Origin of the sequence: Microbacterium sp. NPDC080005, from assembly GCF_040702445.1 — a bacterium.
GTDB lineage: Bacteria > Actinomycetota > Actinomycetes > Actinomycetales > Microbacteriaceae > Microbacterium > Microbacterium oleivorans_D.
Genome location: NZ_JBFBLD010000002.1, coordinates 153,836 through 173,648 on the forward strand (window position 1 = coordinate 153,836; position 19,813 = coordinate 173,648).

Consider the following 19,813-nt stretch of genomic DNA (forward strand, 5'->3'; position numbering starts at 1 on the left):
TGCCCTCAGCCCACCGTCGCACGACGCACGAGCAGCGCGAGGTGCAGCGCGGTCTGCACCTCGCCGTCGTCCAGATCGGCGCCCAGCAGTTCCTGGATGAGCGCGATCCGCTGGTAGAACACCGAGCGCGACAGGTGCGACGCGGATGCCGCGGCGGTGCGGTTGCCGGGATGGGCGAGCATCGCCTCGAGCACATCCAACAGGTCCCCCGACCGGGCGAGGTCGTAGTCGATGAGGGGCGCGAGCATCCGCTCGCCGTGCTCGATGACGCGATGGTCGTCCCGCAGAGCGGTGATGAGCCGCGCGAGGGGACGGTCCTCCGCTCGCCGCACATGCGGACCGCCGGCGTACGGCGCCGATGCTCCGCGGGCGAGGTCGATCGCCTCCTGCAACGACGCGAGACCGGCGTCCAGCCCGGTCGCGGCGGAGCCGACGGACAGGACGATCCGATCCGGATCCCCGCCGAGACCGGCGGCGAACGCGCGGGCGGTGTCGTCGTCGAACCCGTCACGGGTCGGCAACGAGAGGAGCATCGCGACGCCGCTGCCGGCCGGCGATCCGGCGAGCGCTCGGCCGCCGAGACGGCGCGCCGCTTCGTCGGCGACCTGCGGGTCGGGTGCGACACCGGTCGCGACCACCCCGCGAAGCTGGGCTCCCTCGACGGGCAGCCCCGCCGCCTCGACCCGCGCGGTCACGGGCCCGCGGGCGCCGAAGCGACCTCGGACCAGTCGGTCGAGGAGCTGACTGCGGCCGATGCGACCCCACTCCGCCGCGCCGCCCTCCGTGAGCCGACCGAACGAGAGCGCCAGCGCTCCCTGTTCGACGACGTTGACACGTCCCGCAGCGTGGGGCGGACCGGGCAGGGCGATGAGGTGCCCCCACCGCGTTCCACGTGCTTCCACCGGCACGATGAGCCAATCCTGCTCGCCCGCTCCGCGGTGTGCGAGCCGGGAGCGCACCTCCCACCGGCTGAGCGTCTCCTCCTCGATCGCGGCCGGCACCTCGGCGACGACGACGTCGTGCGCGAGTGTCTCGAGGACGACGGGCGCCGACAGGACGTGCGCGACCTGCGCGACGATGTCGTCGGCGGGCGCGCCGCGCAAGGCGAGCGCCGTGAACCGCGACCGCACCTCCTCCCGCACCCGCAGGGCCGCGGACTGATCGTCGATGATCCGGCGATGCACCGCCTCGGTGATCGCGACGAACTTCACCTCGCGGTGCAGGGCGATCACCGCCAGACCGGCGTCCCGACCGGCCTCGACGACCGCATCCGGCACCTGCGCATGATGGGTGCCGAGTTCGAGGACGAGGCACGAGAGCCCCGCGCGCGCGAGCTCCCCGACGAACTCGCTCAAGCGGCCGGGGTCGTCGGGCCACGCCGAGCCCGTCGACAGCAGCAGCTCGCCGCCGTTCAGCAGCCGAGCGACACCGGGACTGTCGGAGACGTGCACCCACCGCACGAGCGCGTCGAGGGGCGGTCCCCCGACCAGCACCTCCGGGCGGCCGGACTGCACGGCGCTCAGCGCGAGCACCTCCCGCACCCGGGGCAGGCTGACGGCGCCGTCCGGACGTTCGGTCCGCTGCGGCATCCGATCATCGTCGGGGTGGGGCATCGACACTCGCCGTTCGGGTCCAGGGAGCACAGGTGGGCTCAGCCTAACCGTTCCGGACGATCCGTCCGGAGGACTGCCGCAGCGTCCCGCGGCACCGCAGAGAAGGAGCATCTGTGACCACCGTCTCGCACTGGTGGCGTGACCACGGATCGATTCCGGCGCGCGCGCCTCTCCCCGGTGATCTCGACGTCGACGTCGCGATCGTCGGTGCCGGGTACACGGGGCTGTGGACCGCTTACTACCTCGCCGAGCGCCGGCCCGAGCTGCGCATCGCCGTGCTCGAGCGCCGCTTCGCCGGGTTCGGAGCCTCCGGCCGCAACGGCGGATGGCTGACGAACTCGGTCACCGGTGGTCGCGAGCGGTACGGACGGGACGGCGGCATCCGCCAGCAGCGCGCCATGAACGACACCGTCGACGAGGTGATCCGCGTCGCGACGGCCGAGGGCATCGACGCGGACATCCGCAAGGGCGGCGAGCTGACGGTCGCGCGCAGCGCCGCGCAGCTCGCACGCCTCGACACGCTGTTCACGGCCGAGTCGGCGTGGCCCGGCACCGACGTGGAGCGGTGGGATGCCGCGCGCACCGCGGAGCACGTGCGGGTCGCGGGCACGCTCGGCGCCGTGTGGCATCCGCACTGCGCCCGCATCCATCCGGTGAAGCTCCTGGCCGGACTGGCTGCCGCCGTCGAGCGACGCGGTGTCACGATCTTCGAGGACACCGCGGTCGCCGAGATCCTGCCGGGACGGGCCGTGACCGACCGGGGCGTCGTGCGCGCGAGCGCCGTGATCCGCGCCACGGAGGGCTTCACGACCGACCTGCGCGGCGAGCATCGCACCTGGCTGCCGATGAACTCGTCGATGATCGTGACGGCGCCGCTGCCGGAGGCGGCGTGGGAGCGGATCGGATGGACGGATGCCGCGACCCTCGGCGACGCGGCGCACGTCTACATGTACGCGCAGCGCACCGCCGACGGCCGCATCGCGTTCGGCGGACGCGGTGTGCCGTACCGGTACGGCTCTCGCATCGACACCGACGGGGCGACGCCGGGCAGGACCGTGGCGTCGCTGACCGAACTGCTGCGCCGATTCTTCCCCGCGGCATCCGATGTCCCCGTCGAGGACGCCTGGTCGGGGGTCCTCGGCGTGCCGCGGGACTGGGCGGCGACGGTGGGCTTCGACCGCGCGGCGGGCGTGGGATGGGCGGGGGGCTACGTCGGGACCGGTGTGGCGACCACCAACCTCGCCGGTCGCACGCTCGCCGACCTCGTGCTCGGCGAGGACTCCGACCTCGTATCGCTGCCCTGGGTCGGGCACCGCGCCCGGCGATGGGAGCCCGAGCCGCTGCGCTGGCTCGCCGTCCACGGGATCTACGGCGCGTACCGGTTCGCCGACGCGCGCGAGGACCGCGGCGGCGGCACCTCGCCCGTCGCCCGCATCGCCGACCTCATCGCCGGCCGATGACGCGCCGACCCGACGCGAACGGCATCGGTTCCGGCGGGATGACCGCAGTTCGCATCGGCTCGAGAGGTCGGCGACGGTCAGGCGCGCAGCGCGTCGGCGGAGACGCCGAGGAGCGCCGCGAGCGCGCGGCGCGTGAGGTCGGTGCGAGACGGGTCGGCGCGCCAGCGGACGAGCCCCTGGGCGCCGAGGCCGTCGATGATCGCAAGCAGGTGCCAGGCGATCGCGTCGGCGTCGACAGCGCCGAACTCGCCGCGTTCGCGACCGCGCTCGATCTCAGCGGCGAGCGCCCGTTGCCACGCGTCCATCTCGGCCCGCACGCGCACGGCGAGCTCCTCGTTGCGGGTGGCCAGCGCCCACCCCTGGACCCACACGAGCGTGACGGCGCTCGGCTCGTCCCCGAGGACCGTGTCGAGCAGGATGCCGAGACGCGCGGTCGCGGCATCCGTCGCCCGCATGGCGGCACGCACCGCCCGCAGCTCCTCCGCGACGACGGCGCCGAAGGCCTCGGCCACGAGCACGTCCATCCCGTCGGCGTGGTGGGCGACGAGTCCGGGCGCCACGCCGACACGGGCGGCCACCGCGCGCAGGGTGACGGCGTCCAGGCCGTCCTCCAGCGCGATCCGGCGTGCCGCGGCGGCGATCTCGTCGCGGCGCTCGGCCGGGCTCTTCCGCATCCGGCGGACGGTTGACGTCTGTGTCATGGACTCGGTAGCCTCCCCCTTGTTGATCAAACGATCAATAAGGTACCCGACACCTGAGGGAGACGCCATGGCCTGGCGGATGCCGAGCGAGACCGCCCCGCACGAGCGCACCTGGATGGCGTTCCCCCGCGAAGGTCTCACCCTCGGTGAGACCGACGCCGAGCGCGCGGAGGGGTACGCCACGTGGGCAGCCGTCGCCACGGCCATCGCCCGGTTCGAGCCCGTCACGATGGTCGTCGACCCGACCGAGACGGCCCGCGCACGCAGCATGCTGCCGGGCGAGGTCACGCTGCTCGAGGCTCCCGTCGACGAGTACTGGATGCGGGACCACGGCCCCACCTTCGTCGTCGACGACGAGCGACCCGGCGTCCTGGGCGCCGTGGACTGGATCTTCAACGGCTGGGGCGCCCCCGAGTGGGCGCAGTGGCGGGACTCCGCCGCGCACGCCCGCCTCGTCGCGGGCGAGGTCGGCGCCGAGCTGGTCTCGTCGATGCTGGTGAACGAGGGCGGCGGCATCCACGTCGACGGCGAGGGCACGGTGCTGCTCACCGAGACCGTTCAGCTCGACCCGCGCCGCAACCCGTTCGCCGACCGCGCGCGCGTCGAGGCCGAGATGGCCCGCACCCTCGGCGCCACGAACGCCGTGTGGCTGAGCCGCGGCCTGACCCGCGACTACGACGACTTCGGTACGAACGGGCACGTCGACATCGTCGCGACGATCCCCTCGCCCGGCCGCATCCTGCTCCACGACCAGCACGACCCCGCGCATCCCGACCACGCCGTCACCGCGCAACTCCGCACCGAGCTCGAGGGTCAGACGGATGCCGCCGGTCGCCGTTTCGAGATCGTCGGCCTCCCCGCACCCGAGGCCCTGACCGACGCCCACGGCCCGGTGGACTGGAGCTACGTCAACCACCTCGTCGTCAACGGCGGGGTCATCGCCTGCGGCTTCGGTGAGGAGAAGGCTGATGCGCGGGCCCGGGCGATCCTGGCGGAGGCCTACCCCGGCCGCGAGGTCGTGACGGTGGACGCACGCCCCCTGTTCGCCCGCGGCGGCGGCATCCACTGCATCACGCAGCAGCAGCCGGCGGTGAGCCGATGATCGACGTCGTCGAGGCGACCATCGCCGAGCTGCGCGCTGCGCTGGAGTCGGGCGAGGCGACGGCCGTCGAGCTCGTCGACGCGTACCTCGCCCGGATCGACGCGTACGACGGCCCCGGCACCACGACCGCGCTGAACGCCGTCGTCGTGCGCAACCCCGATGCGCGGGCGGAGGCCGCGGCATCCGATGAGCGTCGCGCTCGCGGTGAGACCCTCGGCCCGCTCGACGGCATCCCGTACACGGCCAAGGACAGCTACCTCGTGCGGGGGCTGACGGCCGCCGCCGGGTCGCCGGCCTTCGCGGACCTCGTCGCACAGCGCGACGCGTTCACGATCGAGCGCCTGCGCGCCGGCGGGGCGATCTGCCTCGGCCTCACGAACATGCCCCCGATGGCCAACGGCGGCATGCAGCGCGGCGTGTACGGCCGCGCCGAGAGCCCGTACAACGCCGAGTGGCTCACTGCGCCGTTCGCCAGCGGATCCTCGAACGGATCCGGCACCGCGACCGCCGCGAGCTTCGCCGCGTTCGGCCTCGGCGAGGAGACCTGGTCCTCGGGTCGGGGTCCCGCCTCGAACAACGCGCTCTGCGCCTACACGCCGTCGCGCGGCGTCATCTCGGTGCGCGGCAACTGGCCGCTGGTCCCGACGATGGACGTCGTCGTCCCGCACACCCGCACCATGGCCGACCTCCTGGAGGTCCTCGAGGTCATCGTCGCCGACGACACCGAGACCCGTGGGGACTTCTGGCGCGCGCAGCCGTGGGTGGAACTGCCCGCGGCGTCGGCGGTGCGCCCGAGGTCCTATGCCGCCCTCGCGGACGGCGCGACGCTCGCGGGCGTGCGTCTGGGCATCCCGCGCATGTACATCAACGCCGACCCGGATGCCGGGACCGGCACCGGCATCGGCGGCCCGACCGGCCGGCGCATCGAGACCCGCGAGTCGGTGCTCGAGCTGTGGCGCGCGGCACGGGCGGACCTCGAGGCGGCGGGAGCCACCGTCGTCGACGTCGACTTCCCGGTCGTGAGCGACTACGAGGGCGACCGGACGGGCGCATCGACCATCCACCAGCGCGTTCCCGAGGGCTACCTGCAGCGCGAGATCGTCGACCTGTCGGCGTGGGCGTGGGACGACTTCCTCGCCGCCAACGGCGACCCCGCCCTCTCGACGCTCGCCGGTGTCGACGGCGCCGCGATCTTCCCGCACCCGCCGAGCGCCCTCCCCGACCGCTACACCGGCTTCGACGACGACATCGCCGAGTACCCGGAGTGGGTGCGCGCCCATCCCGGCGCGGGCATGGACGACATGCCCGAACTCGAGGGGGGTCTGCGCGCGCTCGAGCGCATCCGCCGCACCGACCTCGAAGAGTGGATGGATGCCGCTGGTCTCGACGCGGTCGTCTTCCCCGCCGTCGCCGATGTCGGCCCGGCCGACATGGACGTGAATCCCGCCTCGGCGGACCTCGGATGGCGCAACGGCGTCTGGATCGCCAACGGCAACCTCGCGATCCGGCACCTCGGCATCCCGACCCTCACCGTGCCGATGGGCACGATGACCGACACCGGGATGCCGGTGGGCCTCACGATCGCCGGGCGCGCGTACGACGACGCCGTGCTGCTGCGCCTCGGCGTAGCCTTCGAACGTCTGGGCGCCCGCCGGACCCGACCGCCGCGCACCCCCGCACTCCCCCGCACCACCCCGGAGAACCGATGACCCAGCCCGCCCGCATGCACGACGTGACCGACGAGACCCGTCAGATCGTCGACCTCGTCCTCGACTACTCGCGCCAGCGTCTGCTCACCGACGACAACCCGCTCGACAAGCCGCTGCCGCCGGCCGAGCTCGCCCGCCTCGCGGGTGTCACCATCAGCGAGCAGGGCATCGGGGCGCGCAAGGCGCTCGGGGTCTTCGAGCACGTGCTCGCGCCGGCCTGCATCACGACCGACGATCCGCGCTACCTGTCGTTCATCCCGAGCGCACCGTCGAAGGCGGCCGCAGCGTTCGACCTCGTCGTCTCGGCGAGCGCGCTCTACGGCGGGTCCTGGCTCGAGGGCGCCGGAGCCGTCCACGCCGAGAACGAGGTGCTGCGCTGGCTCGCCGGCGAGTTCGGGCTGCCCGCGACCGCCGGCGGCGTCTTCGTTCAGGGCGGCACCCTCGGCAACCTGTCGGCGCTCGTGGCCGCACGCGAGACAGCCCGGGACCGCGGCATCCGTCCGGACCGCTGGCGCGTCGTGTGCTCCGCCGAGGCGCACTCCTCGATCGCGTCCGCAGCGCGGGTCATGGATGTCGAGGTCGTTCCCGTGGCGCCGGATGCCGGTGGGGTCCTTCACGGAGATGCGGTGCGCGCGGCGCTCGACGCGCACGGAGACAGCGTCTTCGCCGTCGTCGCGACGGCCGGATCGACGAACTTCGGGATCGTCGACGACATCGCCTCCGTCGCCGAGGTCACCCGTGAGCACGGCGTGTGGCTGCACGTCGACGGCGCCTACGGTCTCGCCGCCGCGCTGTCCCCCGACGCGCGGCACTACTTCGCGGGGTTGGAGCACGCCGACTCGCTCATCGTCGACCCGCACAAGTGGCTGTTCGCCCCGTTCGACGCCTGCGCCCTGCTGTACCGCGACCCCGAGCTCGGCCGCAGGGCGCACACGCAGCACGCGGAGTACCTCGACACCCTCACGGAGACGAGCGACTGGAGCCCGTCGGACTTCGCCGCCCACCTGACCCGGCGGGCCCGCGGACTGCCGCTGTGGTTCTCGCTCGCGACGTACGGCGCCGAGGTCTACCGCGAAGCCATCACGTGCTCGATCTCGCTCGCCGAGCGCATCGGCGCCGAGATCGAGTCGCGCGAGGAGCTCGAGCTCGTGCGGCGTCCGCAGTTGAGCGTCGTGGTGTTCGAGCGCCGCGGGTGGTCCAAGGACGACTACACCGCCTGGTCGAACCGCCTGCTCGACGACCAGCACGCCTTCGTCACGCCGTCCAGCCACGCCGGGCGCACGAACGCGCGCTTCGCGATCTTGAACCCCCGCACGACGTTCGAGGACCTCGTCGGAATCCTGGACACGATGCGCTGACACCATGCGCTGACTCGATTCGCTGACTCCCGGCATCCGCTCCACCCACCCACCCACGACGCACCGGAGGAACCCATGGCACCGTCCGAGACCGACCTGCAGGCGAAGGCCCGTGATCACCTGTGGCTGCACTTCGCACGGCAGTCGTCGATGACCGAGGGGTCCGGCGTGCCGATCATCGTGAAGGGCGACGGTCACCACATCTGGGATGCGAGCGGCAAGAAGTACATCGACGGGCTCTCGGGCCTGTTCGTCGTCGCCGCCGGACACGGCAGAGCCCGCCTCGCGCAGGCGGCGGCCCGGCAGGCCGAGGAGCTCGCGTTCTTCCCGATCTGGTCGTACGCGCACCCGTCCGCGATCGAGCTCGCGGACCGGCTCGCCCACCTGGCCCCCGGCGACCTCAACCGGGTCTTCTTCTCGACCGGCGGCGGCGAGGCGGTCGAGACCGCGTTCAAGCTCGCCAAGCAGTACTGGCGGCTGCAGGGCAAGCCGACGAAGCACAAAGTGATCTCGCGCTTCATCGCGTATCACGGCACACCGCAGGGCGCGCTCGCGATCACCGGACTGCCGGGCATGAAGTCGATGTTCGAGCCGGTGACGCCGGGCGGCTTCCGCGTGCCGAACACGAACTGGTACCGCGCGGCCGAGCAGGGCTTCACCGGTGCGACCCCCGAGGAGTACGGGAAGTGGGCGGCCGACCGCATCGAGGAGGCGATCCTCTTCGAGGGCGCCGACACGGTCGCAGCGGTCTTCCTCGAGCCGGTGCAGAACTCGGGCGGATGCTTCCCGCCGCCTCCCGGCTACTTCCAGCGCGTCCGCGAGATCTGCGACCGTCACGACGTGCTGCTGGTCTCGGACGAGGTCATCTGCGCCTTCGGCCGTCTCGGCGAGTGGTTCGGCGCGGACCGCTACGGCTACCAGCCCGACATGATCACCTTCGCCAAGGCGGTCACGAGCGGGTACTCGCCGCTGGGTGGCACGATCATCAGCGACCGCATCCACGAGCCCTTCGCCCACGGGACGACGTCGTTCCCGCACGGGTACACGTTCGGCGGGCACCCGGTGTCGACGGCGGTGGCGATGGAGAACCTCGACATCTTCGAGGAGGAGGGTCTGCTGCAGAACGTGCGGGACAACTCACCGGCGTTCCGGGCGTCGCTCGAGCGCCTCCTCGATCTGCCGATCGTCGGCGACGTGCGCGGCGACGGCTATTTCTTCGGCATCGAGCTCGTGAAGGACAAGGCGACGAAGGAGACGTTCGACGACGCCGAGTCCGAGCGTCTGCTGCGCGGCTTCCTCTCGAAGGCGCTGTTCGACGCCGGCCTCTACTGCCGCGCCGACGACCGCGGCGACCCCGTGATCCAGCTCGCGCCGCCGCTGACGATCGGCCCCGCCGAGTTCGACGAGATCGAGGGCATCCTGCGGAGCGTCCTCACCGAGGCATCCGCTCGCCTGTGACACGGCCTCCCGCGCTCACGCGATGACGTTCCGTCGCGTGAGCTCGGGCTCGCGCGGCGGCACGAGCCAGTTCACGAGCGCGATGCCGAGTGGCAACGCGAGCGCGAGCGCGCCGAGCAGCCACCACGGGATGTCGGCGAGGCTCAACGGCTCCCAGGAGGTCTGCGACTGCAGCCAGAATCCGATCGGCGGCAAGATGCCGGCGACCGCGCCCGCGAAGGTCCCAAACCCGGCGATCACGAGTCCCTGCCAGAGGCCGATGCGCCGCCGCAGCCCGGGCGTACCGCCGACGGCCGCGAGCGTCGCGTCGTCGGGTCGACGCTCGAAGCGCGCGAGGCCGAGAGCGACGGCGCTCGCGCCGAGGACGAGGACCGCGACGGCAGCGAGGAGGGGGACGAGCCACGAGGACGGATCCGCGGGGCCGTTCTCCCGATAGATCCAGACGCCGTACGACTCGGTTGTCAGCGACTCCGACAGTGCGTGGAGCCGATCACCCGTTGCCACCTCTGCACCCTCGGGGAACTCGGCGTACATGGCGGTGCCGACCACCTGCAGCCCCCACGAGGCCGCGGTCGCGGGAGCGATCGCGACGGCGATCCCCTGCTCGCGCGCGTCGACCCCGATGGCCTGAGCCTGCCGCTCCCACGACGGCTCGTCGATGTCCTGCCAGGCCGCGGGTCGGTAGGAGTTGTCGGGCGCAACGCCTGACTGCCAGGCCCGCTCCGGCCACGCGGCGATGTCGATCGCGCCGTCGACGATGAGTCGATCGTCCGCGACGACGGCCGCGCCGTCCTCGTAGGCCGCACGGTCGGATGCCGAGAGGGTGACGCCCATGACGATTGCGAGATCGTCGGGAGCGATGACGAGGATGTTGTTCGTCGAGTCGCCGAAGTGCGACCAGCCGCCCTGAGGGTCGTTCTGGCCCATGAGGAAGGCATCCGGCGTGAGAGCGATGGCCCGCTCGGCATCGGCCGGGATTTCCGCCGCGTCCTCCGCCCACGTCGGCTGCTGCCGCTGCACGACGGCGGTCGTCGTCGCCCCTGCCGTGCGCAATGCCTCGGCGATCTCTGCGGTCGCCGCGGCCGTGGTCTCGGGGGTCAGCGGGTCCGCCCCGTTCGAGTAGACGTCGACGTAGGCGGTTCCCACCGGAGCGCTGTAGGAGTACGTGCGCTCCGATTGCCCGGTCGTCATCATGCCGAGGCCCACCGCGAAGATACCGACGAACACGGTGGCACCGATGGCCGCGAACGCGGGAACCGTGCGCGCGCCGTTGGCGACGGCATCCCGCGCCGCGATGCGCGCCGCGATGCCGAAGCGGGACAGCAGCCGGGAAGCTAGCCACAGCAGCCACCGGCCGGAGATGAGGATGCCGATCTGCGCCAGCACGGGCCCGCCGATGATGCCCACCGTCGGAAGCCATCGGACCGGCGAGTCGTAGGGGATCGCGATGTCGGTCGCCACCGCCGCAGCCGCGAGACCGCACACCACCGTGATGACGGTTCCGACGATGAGTAGGAGCGAGCCCCACAGGGGCCGAGACGCGTTCACTCGCTGCGGACGACGCGCGCCTCGGAGGGCGCTGATCGTGTCGGAACGTCCGACCGAGCGGGCCGGGACGAAAGCGGACGCCGTACCCACAAGCGTCGCGAAGACGAGGACGGCGACCAGGATGACCCACGGGACGTGGAAACCCCAGAACTGGGTCGCCGAACCGTTGTGGGTGAGGGCGATGACCAGTGCCGCGAGCCCGATTCCGGCGAAGAGCCCCACGGCACCTCCGACGAGGCCGAGGAAGGTGCCCTGGAACAGGACCACGCGCTGCAGATCACGCGGCTCGGCTCCGACGCTGGCGGCGATCGCGAGCGCTCGTTGCTGACGTCGCGCGCTCACGGCGAAAGCTGCCCCGGCAAGCATGACGACCATGTACGCGGCGGCGAGTCCGCCGGCTCCGAGCGCTGCGGTCAGTGAGAGATACTGCTGCGCCTCGGCGGTCGCAGCGGTGTACGGCTCGGTCCCATCGGGGTAGGTGAACGACGGCGGGTCGAGCACGACCTCGCGCGAGTAGGCGGCGATGCCGTCCTCGTTGAGCTCTTGGACCTGAGGCCACGACAGGGGCGTCTCCGGCAGGTACCACTTCGCCTCGTCGTACCGGTCGGGGTCCGCGAAAGCGAGGGCGCTGTCGACGTCGGGAAGCGTGTTGTCGTCGAACGTCCCCACGATGGTGACCGCATCGCCACCGTCCACGAGCGTGAGCGTGCCGCCGACCCGTGCGCCGACGCGGTCCAACGTCGCGGGGGTGACCATCACCTCTTCGGCACCGGTCGGCGCCCGCCCGGAGAGCATCTCGAAGCGCGGCGAGAACCGAGGATCGCCGACCGCGCCTCCCCAGGCCGACACGGCAGCGATGCCCGCCGTCGTCTCGATGCGCTCGCGACCGTTCGAGACCTTGAGGATCTCGGTGCCCGCGGGCAGCACGGAAACGGGGTCGACGGCTGTGACCTCTTCGTTCCCGCTCCCCCATCCGTCGCCGTAGCCTGACGTGTAGGGGTCGGTCGGGACCTGCCAGAACCCGGCGTCCGCGGCTCCCAGGGGCGCGACCCACGCCTCCATCTGTCCGAGGTCGGCCGAGAGTCGCTCGTCGACCGTCGGCATCATGCTCGCGACGAACACCGCCACCCCCGCCATCCCAGCGATCGGCAGGGCGATGAGCGACATGATCAACAGCGACGACACCCACGTCCGGCGCACCTGACGCCGGGCGATGCGCACCGAGACCCGCAGGCGCGCCGTGCGCGAGGGCTTCGGGCGCTCCGTGCGGCGGCGGGCACCGGCACCCGCTCGGGGCCGGTCCTGCACGGCGGTCATCGCGCGTCCGACAGGAGGGCGTCGGCGCCGCGGCGCTGCGACTCGTCGACGATGCGGCCGTCGCGGAGGAAGACGATGCGGTCCGCCCACGCCGCGTGCCGCGGCTCATGGGTGACGAGGATGCCGGCGGCCCCTTGATCGACGCGGTGGCGGATCATCTTCATGACCGCCTCCCCCGTGACGGAGTCCAGCGCACCCGTCGGCTCGTCGGCGAGGATCAACCGGCGGCCGCCGACGACCGCGCGGGCGATCGCGACGCGCTGCTGCTGCCCTCCCGACAGGTCGTCGGGGTAGGAATCGAGCTTGTCCTCGAGACCGACCGAGGCAAGGGCATCGCGACCCGCACGGCGCGCCACCCGGGCCCGGAAGCCGTCGAGCTCCAGCGGCAGCGTCACGTTCTCGACCGCCGTGAGGGTCGGGATGAGATTGAAGTCCTGGAAGACGAAACCCAGGGAGCGCCGCCGGAGCTGCGCGAGATCGCGACGTGTCGCCGTCGAGAGGTACGTCCCCTCGACGACGACTTCGCCGCTGGTGGGCTTCTGCAACCCGCCTGCGATCGACAGAAGCGTGGATTTGCCCGAACCGGACGCTCCCATGATCGCGACGAGCTCCCCCTTGTCGACCGTCAGATCGACGCCCGACAATGCCGAGACGCTCGTCTCGCCCTCGCCGTACTGCTGCGTGACCCCCACCAGCTGCAGGACGGCGGCGCTCATCGAATGACCGCCTCGGCTGTGCCCGCCTCGGATTTGGCAGGCCTTCCCCGCTTGGGTGTCTCGGTGGACAGCTCCAGCCCCATCGTGCGGTGAGGATGCCGCGCGAGCCGCTGCTCGGTGTGGTCGAGCCATCGCACCTCGGCCTCGGCGGAGAAGATCATCGAATCGACGACGAGGGACCACGCGAGCTCCTCGGGTCCGTCGGGGTTCGCGCCCGCGTACTTGGCGCGATTCAGCTCCTGCAGCTGCCGGAGCGACGCAGACCGTTGACGCTGGATCACGGTGGAGAGATCGACGCCCGGCAGCGTCGCGGCGACGGCGAGCTTGATCGCCAGTTCGTCGCGCGTCCCCTGGGATCGCTCCACGGGAGCGTCGAGCCACTCCCGGACCTCGGCGGATCCGGCGTCCGTGATCTGCCAGTAGACGTGACCCTGCTCGTCGACGTCGCCCTTCTCGACCAGCCCGTCGCGCTCGAGGCGGTCGAGGGTGTTGTAGATCTGGCCGACATTGAGGGGCCAGGTCGACCCGGTGCGGCGATCGAACTCCGCACGCAGCTGGTAGCCGTAACAGGGACCCTGATCCAGGATCGCCAAGAGGCTCGAACGTACCGACATCGGAACTCCTCGCTGCATACCGGGTATGTGTTTTCTGAGTATATGCATACCCGGCAACGCCGACGCAAGAGCAGCGCGCCGTACCCTGGTTGAATGGCCGATGACCACGGCATGGATGAGGACCCCCGCCTTCGTGCGGCGCAATACCGGGTCGATCGGGCCGCGCGCGAGCACGGCGACGAGGTGCCCGCCGAACCGGAACGGCACGCCGGCACACCCACGGGGACCGAACGGGCGATGTACGTCGAGACCGCCATCCAGCAGGCGATCCGCCGCGGCGACTTCGACGATCTGCCCGGCGCCGGCAAGCCGCTCGAGGGGCTCGGCGGGTCTCACGACCCCGACTGGTGGATCAAGCGCAAGATCCAGACCGAACAGCTGTCCGGCCTCGGCCCGCCCGCCCTCCGTCTGCGCATCGAGCACGCCGAGTTCGAGGATCGCGTCGACGCCTTCCACCGCGAGGAGGATGTCCGCGAGTACACCGAGGACTTCTCCCGACGCGTCGTCGAGGCGCGCCGGCAGCTGCTCGGCGGGCCGCCGGTCGTCACCCCGACGCGCGACCCCGACGAGGAGGTCGCCGCATGGCGCGCCCGGCGCGAGGCTCGCGCCGCGGCATCCGCTCCCCCGGCGGGATCCGAGCGGCCCGCGCGCCGGTGGTGGCGGCGCGGGGGCTGAGGGTCACTCGATGCCGTCGCGCCACTGCGCGAGCAGGCGCGCGATCGCCTGGGTCTCGGCCCAGGGGATCTCGGGCGCCTCGACCCGCCCCTCGCGGAGGGCGCGGATCGTGGCATCCGCCTCGGCAGCCATCGGCTGCACGGTCGGCACCTCGATCTCCTCGCGGGTGCCGTCGGTCCGGATGAGGGTGGCCGCCGCGGTGCTGTCGGTCCGGCTTCCCCACACGTTGGGGATCTCCAGGCTCGCCTCGCGCCCGACGATGCGCGTCAACCGCGGCAGGTCGTGCACGATCGCGGTGCGGATGTTCGCCGAGGCGCCGCCGAGGTCGACGGATGCCGCAGCGCTCTCGTCGACGCCGGTCTCGCCGATCGTGCCGGCCACCGCCTGCACGGCCAGTCCGTCCAGGTCGTGCCCCGCCCAGGCGGCCACGCCGACGACGAGCGACATCGGATAGCAGCCGACGTCGAGGATCGCGCCCCCCGCGGTCGCAGGATCGAACAGGCGCCCCGTCCGATTCCCGGCGGCGAAGCCGAGGGAGGACTCGATCTCAACCAGGTCACCGAGGGCGCCCCCCGCGACGAGCTCGCGCAGCCGGTCGGCGAACGGACCGAAGCGGTACTTGAAGGCCTCGACGACGGGCAGTCCGGCGCGGCGAGCTGCGGCGACGGCGGCATCCGTCTCGGCCGGATCCACCCCGAGCGGCTTCTCGCACAGGACCGCCTTGCCGGTGTCCAGCGCCCGCTCCACGAGCTCCGTGTGCGTGGTGTGCACTGTGCCGATGTACACCGCGTCGATGTCGTCGCGGTCGAGGATCTCGTCGTACGTCCCCACGACGGTCGCGCCGTGCGCGGCGGCGAACTCCTCCGCCCGCGAGACGTCTCGCGCGCCGACCGCGTACAGTCTGCCGAGATCGGAGTCGGGCAGGGCGTGGGCGAAGTCGCCGCTTATCGCGCCGGCACCGAGGATGGCCCATCGTGCGTGTGTCATCCGGCCACGCTATCGCCGAGCGAGAACCTCACCGCGGCTGAACAACGGAGATTCATGCCGACACGCCGTCGCGCGGGCGGGTCGGACGCCGGCCGGCCGGGTCAGGCCTGTAGGGCCTGCTCGACGTCGGCGAGCAGGTCGGCGGAGTCCTCTATCCCCACCGACAGGCGCACGACCTCGACGGGGACAGCCGCCTCCGTGCCGCGAACGGAGGCGTGCGTCATCGCGTCGGGGTAGTTCACGAGCGACTCGACGCCTCCGAGCGACTCCGCGAGCGTGAACAGACGCAGCGACTCCGCGAATCGTCGTGCGGCCTCGCCCGACTCGAGCGCGAGCGAGACGATGCCGCCGAAGCCGGTCATCTGCCGCGACGCGAGCTCGTGCCCGGGGTGCGACGACAGGCCGGGGTAGTACACCCGCGCGACCCGATCGTGTCCGTCGAGGAAGGATGCCACGGCCATGCCGTTCTCGCTGTGCTGGCGCATGCGCACGGCGAGCGTCTTGATGCCGCGCGTCGTGAGCCACGCGTCCAGGGGTCCGGACACGGCGCCGACCGCGAACTGGAGGAAGCCGATCTTCTCAGCCAGCTCCTCGTCGTTCAGCACGAGCGCGCCCCCGACGACGTCGGAGTGGCCGCCGAGGTACTTGGTCGTGGAGTGCACGACGACGTCCGCGCCGAACGACAGCGGGCGCTGCAATGCGGGGGTGGCGAAGGTGTTGTCGACGACGACGAGCGCACCGACACCGTGCCCGATCTCGGCGAGGCCCGCGATGTCGGTGATGCGCAGCAGCGGGTTCGACGGCGTCTCGACCCAGAGGATGCGCGGCGCTCGCTCAGCGACCGCCGCCCGGACGGCCTCGGGGTCGCTCATGTCGACGACGCGCAGCTTCACGCCCCAGTCGCCGAGCACACGCGAGATCAGGCGGAACGTGCCGCCGTAGACGTCGTTGCCCAGCAGCACCTCGTCGCCGGGACGGAGGACGGCACGGAGGAGGGCGTCCTCGGCCGCGAGCCCCGAGGCGAACGACAGCGCGTGCGCGCCGCCCTCGATCGCGGCCAGCTGCGTCTGCAGCGCGGTGCGGGTCGGGTTGCCGCTGCGGCCGTACTCGTACCCGCCGCGCAGACCGCCGATGCCGTCCTGCGCGAAGGTGGTCGAGAAGTGAACCGGCGGGATGACCGCGCCGGTCGTCTGGTCAGGCTCCTGACCGGCGTGGACGGCGAGGCTCGCGAAGCCGCGAGCAGAGGACTGTGCACTCATGCGAGGCTCCCGGTGGTCGTGGGTTCGGTGGCGACGGAGAAGCCGTGATCGGTCATCCAGCCGTCGTCGTAGATCTTGCTGAGGTAGCCGCGACCGTGGTCGGGCAGAAGGACGACCATGACGGCATCCCCAGGCAGGTCGCGCGCGACACGCAGCGCGGCGACGACCGCCATCCCCGACGAGCCGCCGACGAGCAGCCCCTCCTCACGGGCGAGGCGGCGGGTCATCGAGAAGGATTCGGCATCGCCCACCCGCTCGTAGCGGTCGACGACGGTCGGGTCGAAGGTCGCGGGCATGAAGTCCTCACCGACGCCCTCGACGAGGTATCCGTGGATGTCCCCACCGGAGTAGATGGACCCTTCGGGGTCGGCGCCGACCACCGTGACCGCGCCGGAGCTCGCCTCCTTGAGGAAGCGGCCCGTACCGCTGATCGTCCCGCCCGTGCCGACACCGGCGACGAAGTGGGTCACACGCCCGTCCGTGTCGCGCCAGATTTCGGGGCCTGTGGTCTCGTAGTGACCGCGGGGCCCGTTGAGGTTCGCGAACTGGTTCGGCTTGAACGCCCCCGGGATCTCCGCGGCGAGCCGGTCGGAGACGCTGTAGTAGGAGTCGGGATGTTCGGGCGGGACGCTCGTCGGCGTCATCACGATCTCGGCGCCGTACGCCTTGAGGACGGCGACCTTCTCGCCCGCGAACTTGTCGGGCACGACGAAGATCATGCGGTAGCCGCGCTGCAGGGCGACGAGGGCGAGCCCGACCCCGGTGTTGCCACTCGTGGGCTCGACGATCGTCCCCCCGGGCTTCAGGAGCCCGTCGCGTTCCGCGGCGTCGATGATGTTTCGCGCGATGCGATCCTTGGCCGAACTGCCCGGGTTGAAGTACTCCACCTTGGCGAGGACGGTGGCGGAGACGCCCTCGGTGACGGAGTTCAGCCGGACGAGGGGGGTGTTGCCGACGAGGTCGGCGATGGAGCTGGCGTAGCGCACGGGTTCTTCCTGACGGGATGCCGCGCTCGCAGAGGCGCGGAAGCTGATGGGGTCGCGGGAGTCGCCGGGTAACCGGCGGTCAGCGACGACAACAGCGAAAGGTCAGCACCCCATCAGCGTACCGGACACCCGGCATCCGCGCCCGGGTTGTCTCCTCGTCATCTGACGCAACAGGAGGAAAGGTTCGGACACACGACCCGCGTGCCCGTCGCGCGACCGTAGGTTCGATGTATGACCTCCCCCGCACATGCCACGCCGGGTGATCGCGAGCACGCCGCCTCCGGACTGGGCGAGTCGCTCTCGCCCGAGGAGTTCAAGGCCGTCTTCCGCGGGCATCCAGGCGGTGTCGCCGTCATCACCGCGGATGCCGGGGACGGCCCCGTCGCGCTCACCGCGACCTCTGTGTCGTCCGTCAGCGCCGACCCGCCACTCCTCATCTTCTCGGTGTCGGCGCAGTCCTCGGCGGCCCCGGTCCTCGCCAAGACCGAGACGCTCGTCGTCCATCTCCTGGACGCGGACGACCTGCGCCTCGCCGAGATCGGAGCGACGAGTGGAATCGACCGCTTCGCGGAGGTCCCCTGGTCCCGCCTCGTGACGGGTGAGGCGGTGTACCACGGCGTTCGCGCATGGGTGCGATGCGCCGTGATCGATCGGATGGATGCCGGCGGATCGACAGTCATCGCCGCGCACGCGCTCCAGGCGAACATCGCGCGGGAATCGGCGTCACCGCTGGTGTACCACAACCGCACGTGGCACCGGCTGGGGCCCGATTCGGTGATCTGACGCCCGCGGTACCGCCGCGGCTGATCAGCCGCGGCGGGCCAGGTCGTCGAGCGCGGCGGCGATGCGGCGGATGGTCTCCGCCGTCACGCTGGCGGCGTTCTCATCGAGGTTGTCGATGACCGACACGACGGCACCGTGGTGAGCGCCGTACACCTCGTCGACCAGGTTCGCGGCGGACTCGGTGGGAACGAGGTAGTGCGCACGCCGGTCCGAGGGGTGCTGCTCGCGGAGGACGTAGCTCTTGCCGACGAGTCGTTCGATCACGTTCGTGACCGTGGCGCTCGAGGTCCCGAGCATGACGATGAGGTCCTTCGGGCTGACTTCGCGCTCCTCGCGCTGGGCCTGGACGAGGTAGCGGAGCGCGGCCAGATCGATGCCGCCCAGTCCGGAGATGCGCTGCGACCGGTCCGCTTGGACCTGCTCGGCGTGGCGGAGCTCGAGGATGGCACTGCTGAGCTGCCGTCCCGCCTCTGTCTGAGGCTGGGCGGCGTAAAGGTGGGTGTGCTCGTGACGCACGATCGACTGAGGCATGTCAACTCCTCGGCTCGTGACGACTGACCGACATCATCCGATTGCCGCCCGAGCCTCAGCCGCATCCGGATACTTCCCTACGAACCCTCCGATGTGATCGCGTGCGATCCAACCGGTTGAGCTTCTCTCGACGGTCCCGAGGAACGCGCCGTGGGTGTTGCCGACCCAGAAGCCCGCCTCGACCTCGTGCCACGTCGCGACCGTGTCGCGGACGTCCACAGAGTCGTACGAGTCGAGCACCTCCATCGACTTCACCACCTTACATGTCCGAATCTGTGACAGTTTCTGTCCTTCTCGGATTCAATGATAGACAAGAGATGTGAAATCTACTAGATGTATTGTTTAGCTAGTAATTCAGGAACGGAACGATGACTCCCACACCCTCACACCCCATCCCGGCGCCCTTCACCGCGCTCGGGGTCGCTCTCATCCCCGAGCAGCGCACGGGGTGGAGGGCGCTCATCCTCGATTCGCTCGCACGACAGCGGCCCCACCGGACCACGGCCCGGCCGGCCCACCACTGACCCCTCACCACGACCCACAACAGGAGAACGTCATGGGAAGCCTCTACTACGGGAACCTCGACTCCCCCATCGTCATGCCGGACCGCATCCTCGCCCACCTCGCTGCGGTTGCGACCACCAAGCTGCGTCGTAGCGAGAGTTTCGTCGTCTCCTGGAAGGGAACCGGCGAGGAGGGTGAGGGTCGCACGACCCTCTGGTTCCAGCCGGCCATCCCGCTCCGCTTCGTCTACGACCAGGCGGCGGCGATCGCCCTCAACCCCGGCACACTTCGGGAGATGGCGGACCAGGCCACGTCGAACGGCGGACTCGTCCTCGATGCCGACCTCGACATCCCGGAGATCTCGTCTGCGCGACCCGAGACACGTCGTCCGGTGGCCGCTGCATGAATCACTCCGACTTGACCGACGACGCGGACGCCTACGAGGACGCCCTAGCCGCCGACTTCACCGAACGCTTCGGGAGCCCGCCTCTT

The 19,813-nt window shown here is 71.3% G+C and carries 19 protein-coding genes; 9 read left to right on the forward strand and 10 right to left on the reverse strand.

Features of this window, described 5'->3' with window-relative positions:
• Window positions 1-5 precede the first annotated feature (5 nt).
• A complete protein-coding gene (locus AB0259_RS07645; RefSeq protein WP_366222508.1) occupies window positions 6-1,589 on the reverse strand; it encodes a PucR family transcriptional regulator in 1,584 nt (527 codons plus the stop codon).
• Window positions 1,590-1,726: 137 nt separating this feature from the next.
• On the opposite strand from AB0259_RS07645, the gene AB0259_RS07650 reads away from it, so the two are divergent.
• A complete protein-coding gene (locus AB0259_RS07650) occupies window positions 1,727-3,073 on the forward strand; it encodes an FAD-dependent oxidoreductase (RefSeq protein WP_366222507.1) in 1,347 nt (448 codons plus the stop codon).
• 77 nt (window positions 3,074-3,150) lie between these two features.
• Here AB0259_RS07650 and AB0259_RS07655 read toward each other — a convergent pair whose 3' ends face one another.
• Window positions 3,151-3,774, reverse strand: coding sequence for a TetR family transcriptional regulator C-terminal domain-containing protein (locus AB0259_RS07655; RefSeq protein WP_366222505.1), 624 nt, complete (start codon window positions 3,772-3,774; stop codon window positions 3,151-3,153).
• 67 nt (window positions 3,775-3,841) lie between these two features.
• Between AB0259_RS07655 and AB0259_RS07660 the strand changes: the two genes are divergently transcribed.
• The 4 genes from AB0259_RS07660 to AB0259_RS07675 all read left to right on the forward strand — a co-directional run bounded on the left by AB0259_RS07660 (window position 3,842) and on the right by AB0259_RS07675 (window position 9,401).
• Window positions 3,842-4,876, forward strand: coding sequence for an agmatine deiminase family protein (locus tag AB0259_RS07660; RefSeq protein ID WP_366222504.1), 1,035 nt, complete (start codon window positions 3,842-3,844; stop codon window positions 4,874-4,876).
• Complete coding sequence (locus AB0259_RS07665) at window positions 4,873-6,585, forward strand: amidase (protein ID WP_366222503.1); 1,713 nt, start codon at window positions 4,873-4,875, stop codon at window positions 6,583-6,585. Before AB0259_RS07660 ends, AB0259_RS07665 begins: the two co-directional genes overlap by 4 nt.
• Window positions 6,582-7,943 carry an aminotransferase class V-fold PLP-dependent enzyme gene (locus tag AB0259_RS07670; RefSeq protein WP_366222501.1) on the forward strand — a complete coding sequence of 454 codons (1,362 nt, stop codon included), beginning with the start codon at window positions 6,582-6,584 and terminating at the stop codon, window positions 7,941-7,943. The genes AB0259_RS07665 and AB0259_RS07670 overlap by 4 nt, the downstream gene beginning before the upstream one ends.
• Window positions 7,944-8,018: 75 nt before the next feature.
• Entirely contained in the window at window positions 8,019-9,401 is a 1,383-nt protein-coding gene (locus AB0259_RS07675) for an aspartate aminotransferase family protein (protein ID WP_366222499.1), read from the forward strand.
• Between the two features lie 15 nt (window positions 9,402-9,416).
• Here AB0259_RS07675 and AB0259_RS07680 read toward each other — a convergent pair whose 3' ends face one another.
• The 3 genes from AB0259_RS07680 to AB0259_RS07690 are packed head-to-tail and all read right to left on the reverse strand — an operon-like array spanning window position 9,417 to window position 13,596.
• Window positions 9,417-12,266, reverse strand: coding sequence for an ABC transporter permease (locus AB0259_RS07680; protein ID WP_366222498.1), 2,850 nt, complete (start codon window positions 12,264-12,266; stop codon window positions 9,417-9,419).
• Entirely contained in the window at window positions 12,263-12,982 is a 720-nt protein-coding gene (locus AB0259_RS07685) for an ABC transporter ATP-binding protein (protein WP_366222497.1), read from the reverse strand. Before AB0259_RS07685 ends, AB0259_RS07680 begins: the two co-directional genes overlap by 4 nt.
• The gene (locus AB0259_RS07690; RefSeq protein ID WP_366222495.1) at window positions 12,979-13,596 is read right to left on the reverse strand and encodes a PadR family transcriptional regulator; all 618 of its coding nucleotides are present in this window, start codon (window positions 13,594-13,596) and stop codon (window positions 12,979-12,981) included. Before AB0259_RS07690 ends, AB0259_RS07685 begins: the two co-directional genes overlap by 4 nt.
• A 93-nt stretch (window positions 13,597-13,689) precedes the next feature.
• On the opposite strand from AB0259_RS07690, the gene AB0259_RS07695 reads away from it, so the two are divergent.
• Window positions 13,690-14,271, forward strand: coding sequence for a DUF1992 domain-containing protein (locus AB0259_RS07695; RefSeq protein ID WP_366222494.1), 582 nt, complete (start codon window positions 13,690-13,692; stop codon window positions 14,269-14,271).
• A 3-nt stretch (window positions 14,272-14,274) separates the two neighbouring features.
• Here the strand turns inward: AB0259_RS07695 and AB0259_RS07700 are convergent, their stop codons facing one another.
• From AB0259_RS07700 to AB0259_RS07710, 3 genes are all read right to left on the reverse strand, one after another.
• Window positions 14,275-15,258, reverse strand: coding sequence for a Gfo/Idh/MocA family oxidoreductase (locus tag AB0259_RS07700; RefSeq protein WP_366222492.1), 984 nt, complete (start codon window positions 15,256-15,258; stop codon window positions 14,275-14,277).
• 101 nt (window positions 15,259-15,359) lie between these two features.
• Window positions 15,360-16,517: a cystathionine gamma-synthase gene (locus AB0259_RS07705; RefSeq protein WP_366222490.1), complete on the reverse strand. Its 1,158-nt coding sequence runs from the start codon at window positions 16,515-16,517 to the stop codon at window positions 15,360-15,362.
• Window positions 16,514-17,503, reverse strand: a complete 990-nt coding sequence (locus tag AB0259_RS07710; protein WP_366222488.1) for a pyridoxal-phosphate dependent enzyme — start codon at window positions 17,501-17,503, stop codon at window positions 16,514-16,516. The genes AB0259_RS07705 and AB0259_RS07710 overlap by 4 nt, the downstream gene beginning before the upstream one ends.
• A gap of 231 nt (window positions 17,504-17,734) precedes the next feature.
• On the opposite strand from AB0259_RS07710, the gene AB0259_RS07715 reads away from it, so the two are divergent.
• Window positions 17,735-18,286, forward strand: a complete 552-nt coding sequence (locus AB0259_RS07715) for a flavin reductase family protein (protein WP_366222484.1) — start codon at window positions 17,735-17,737, stop codon at window positions 18,284-18,286.
• Window positions 18,287-18,310: 24 nt separating this feature from the next.
• Here the strand turns inward: AB0259_RS07715 and AB0259_RS07720 are convergent, their stop codons facing one another.
• Together AB0259_RS07720 and AB0259_RS07725 are read right to left on the reverse strand one after the other, a co-directional pair.
• Window positions 18,311-18,817 (reverse strand): MarR family transcriptional regulator, encoded by a 507-nt coding sequence (locus AB0259_RS07720; protein ID WP_366222483.1) that lies wholly within the window; start codon window positions 18,815-18,817, stop codon window positions 18,311-18,313.
• 33 nt (window positions 18,818-18,850) lie between these two features.
• Window positions 18,851-19,063: a hypothetical protein gene (locus AB0259_RS07725; RefSeq protein WP_251578316.1), complete on the reverse strand. Its 213-nt coding sequence runs from the start codon at window positions 19,061-19,063 to the stop codon at window positions 18,851-18,853.
• A gap of 122 nt (window positions 19,064-19,185) precedes the next feature.
• Here AB0259_RS07725 and AB0259_RS07730 point away from each other — a divergent pair, with 122 nt between their 5' ends.
• Together AB0259_RS07730 and AB0259_RS07735 are read left to right on the forward strand one after the other, a co-directional pair.
• Entirely contained in the window at window positions 19,186-19,341 is a 156-nt protein-coding gene (locus tag AB0259_RS07730; RefSeq protein WP_251578314.1) for a hypothetical protein, read from the forward strand.
• 32 nt (window positions 19,342-19,373) lie between these two features.
• Window positions 19,374-19,727 carry a hypothetical protein gene (locus AB0259_RS07735; RefSeq protein ID WP_251578312.1) on the forward strand — a complete coding sequence of 118 codons (354 nt, stop codon included), beginning with the start codon at window positions 19,374-19,376 and terminating at the stop codon, window positions 19,725-19,727.
• Window positions 19,728-19,813: the final 86 nt, after the last annotated feature.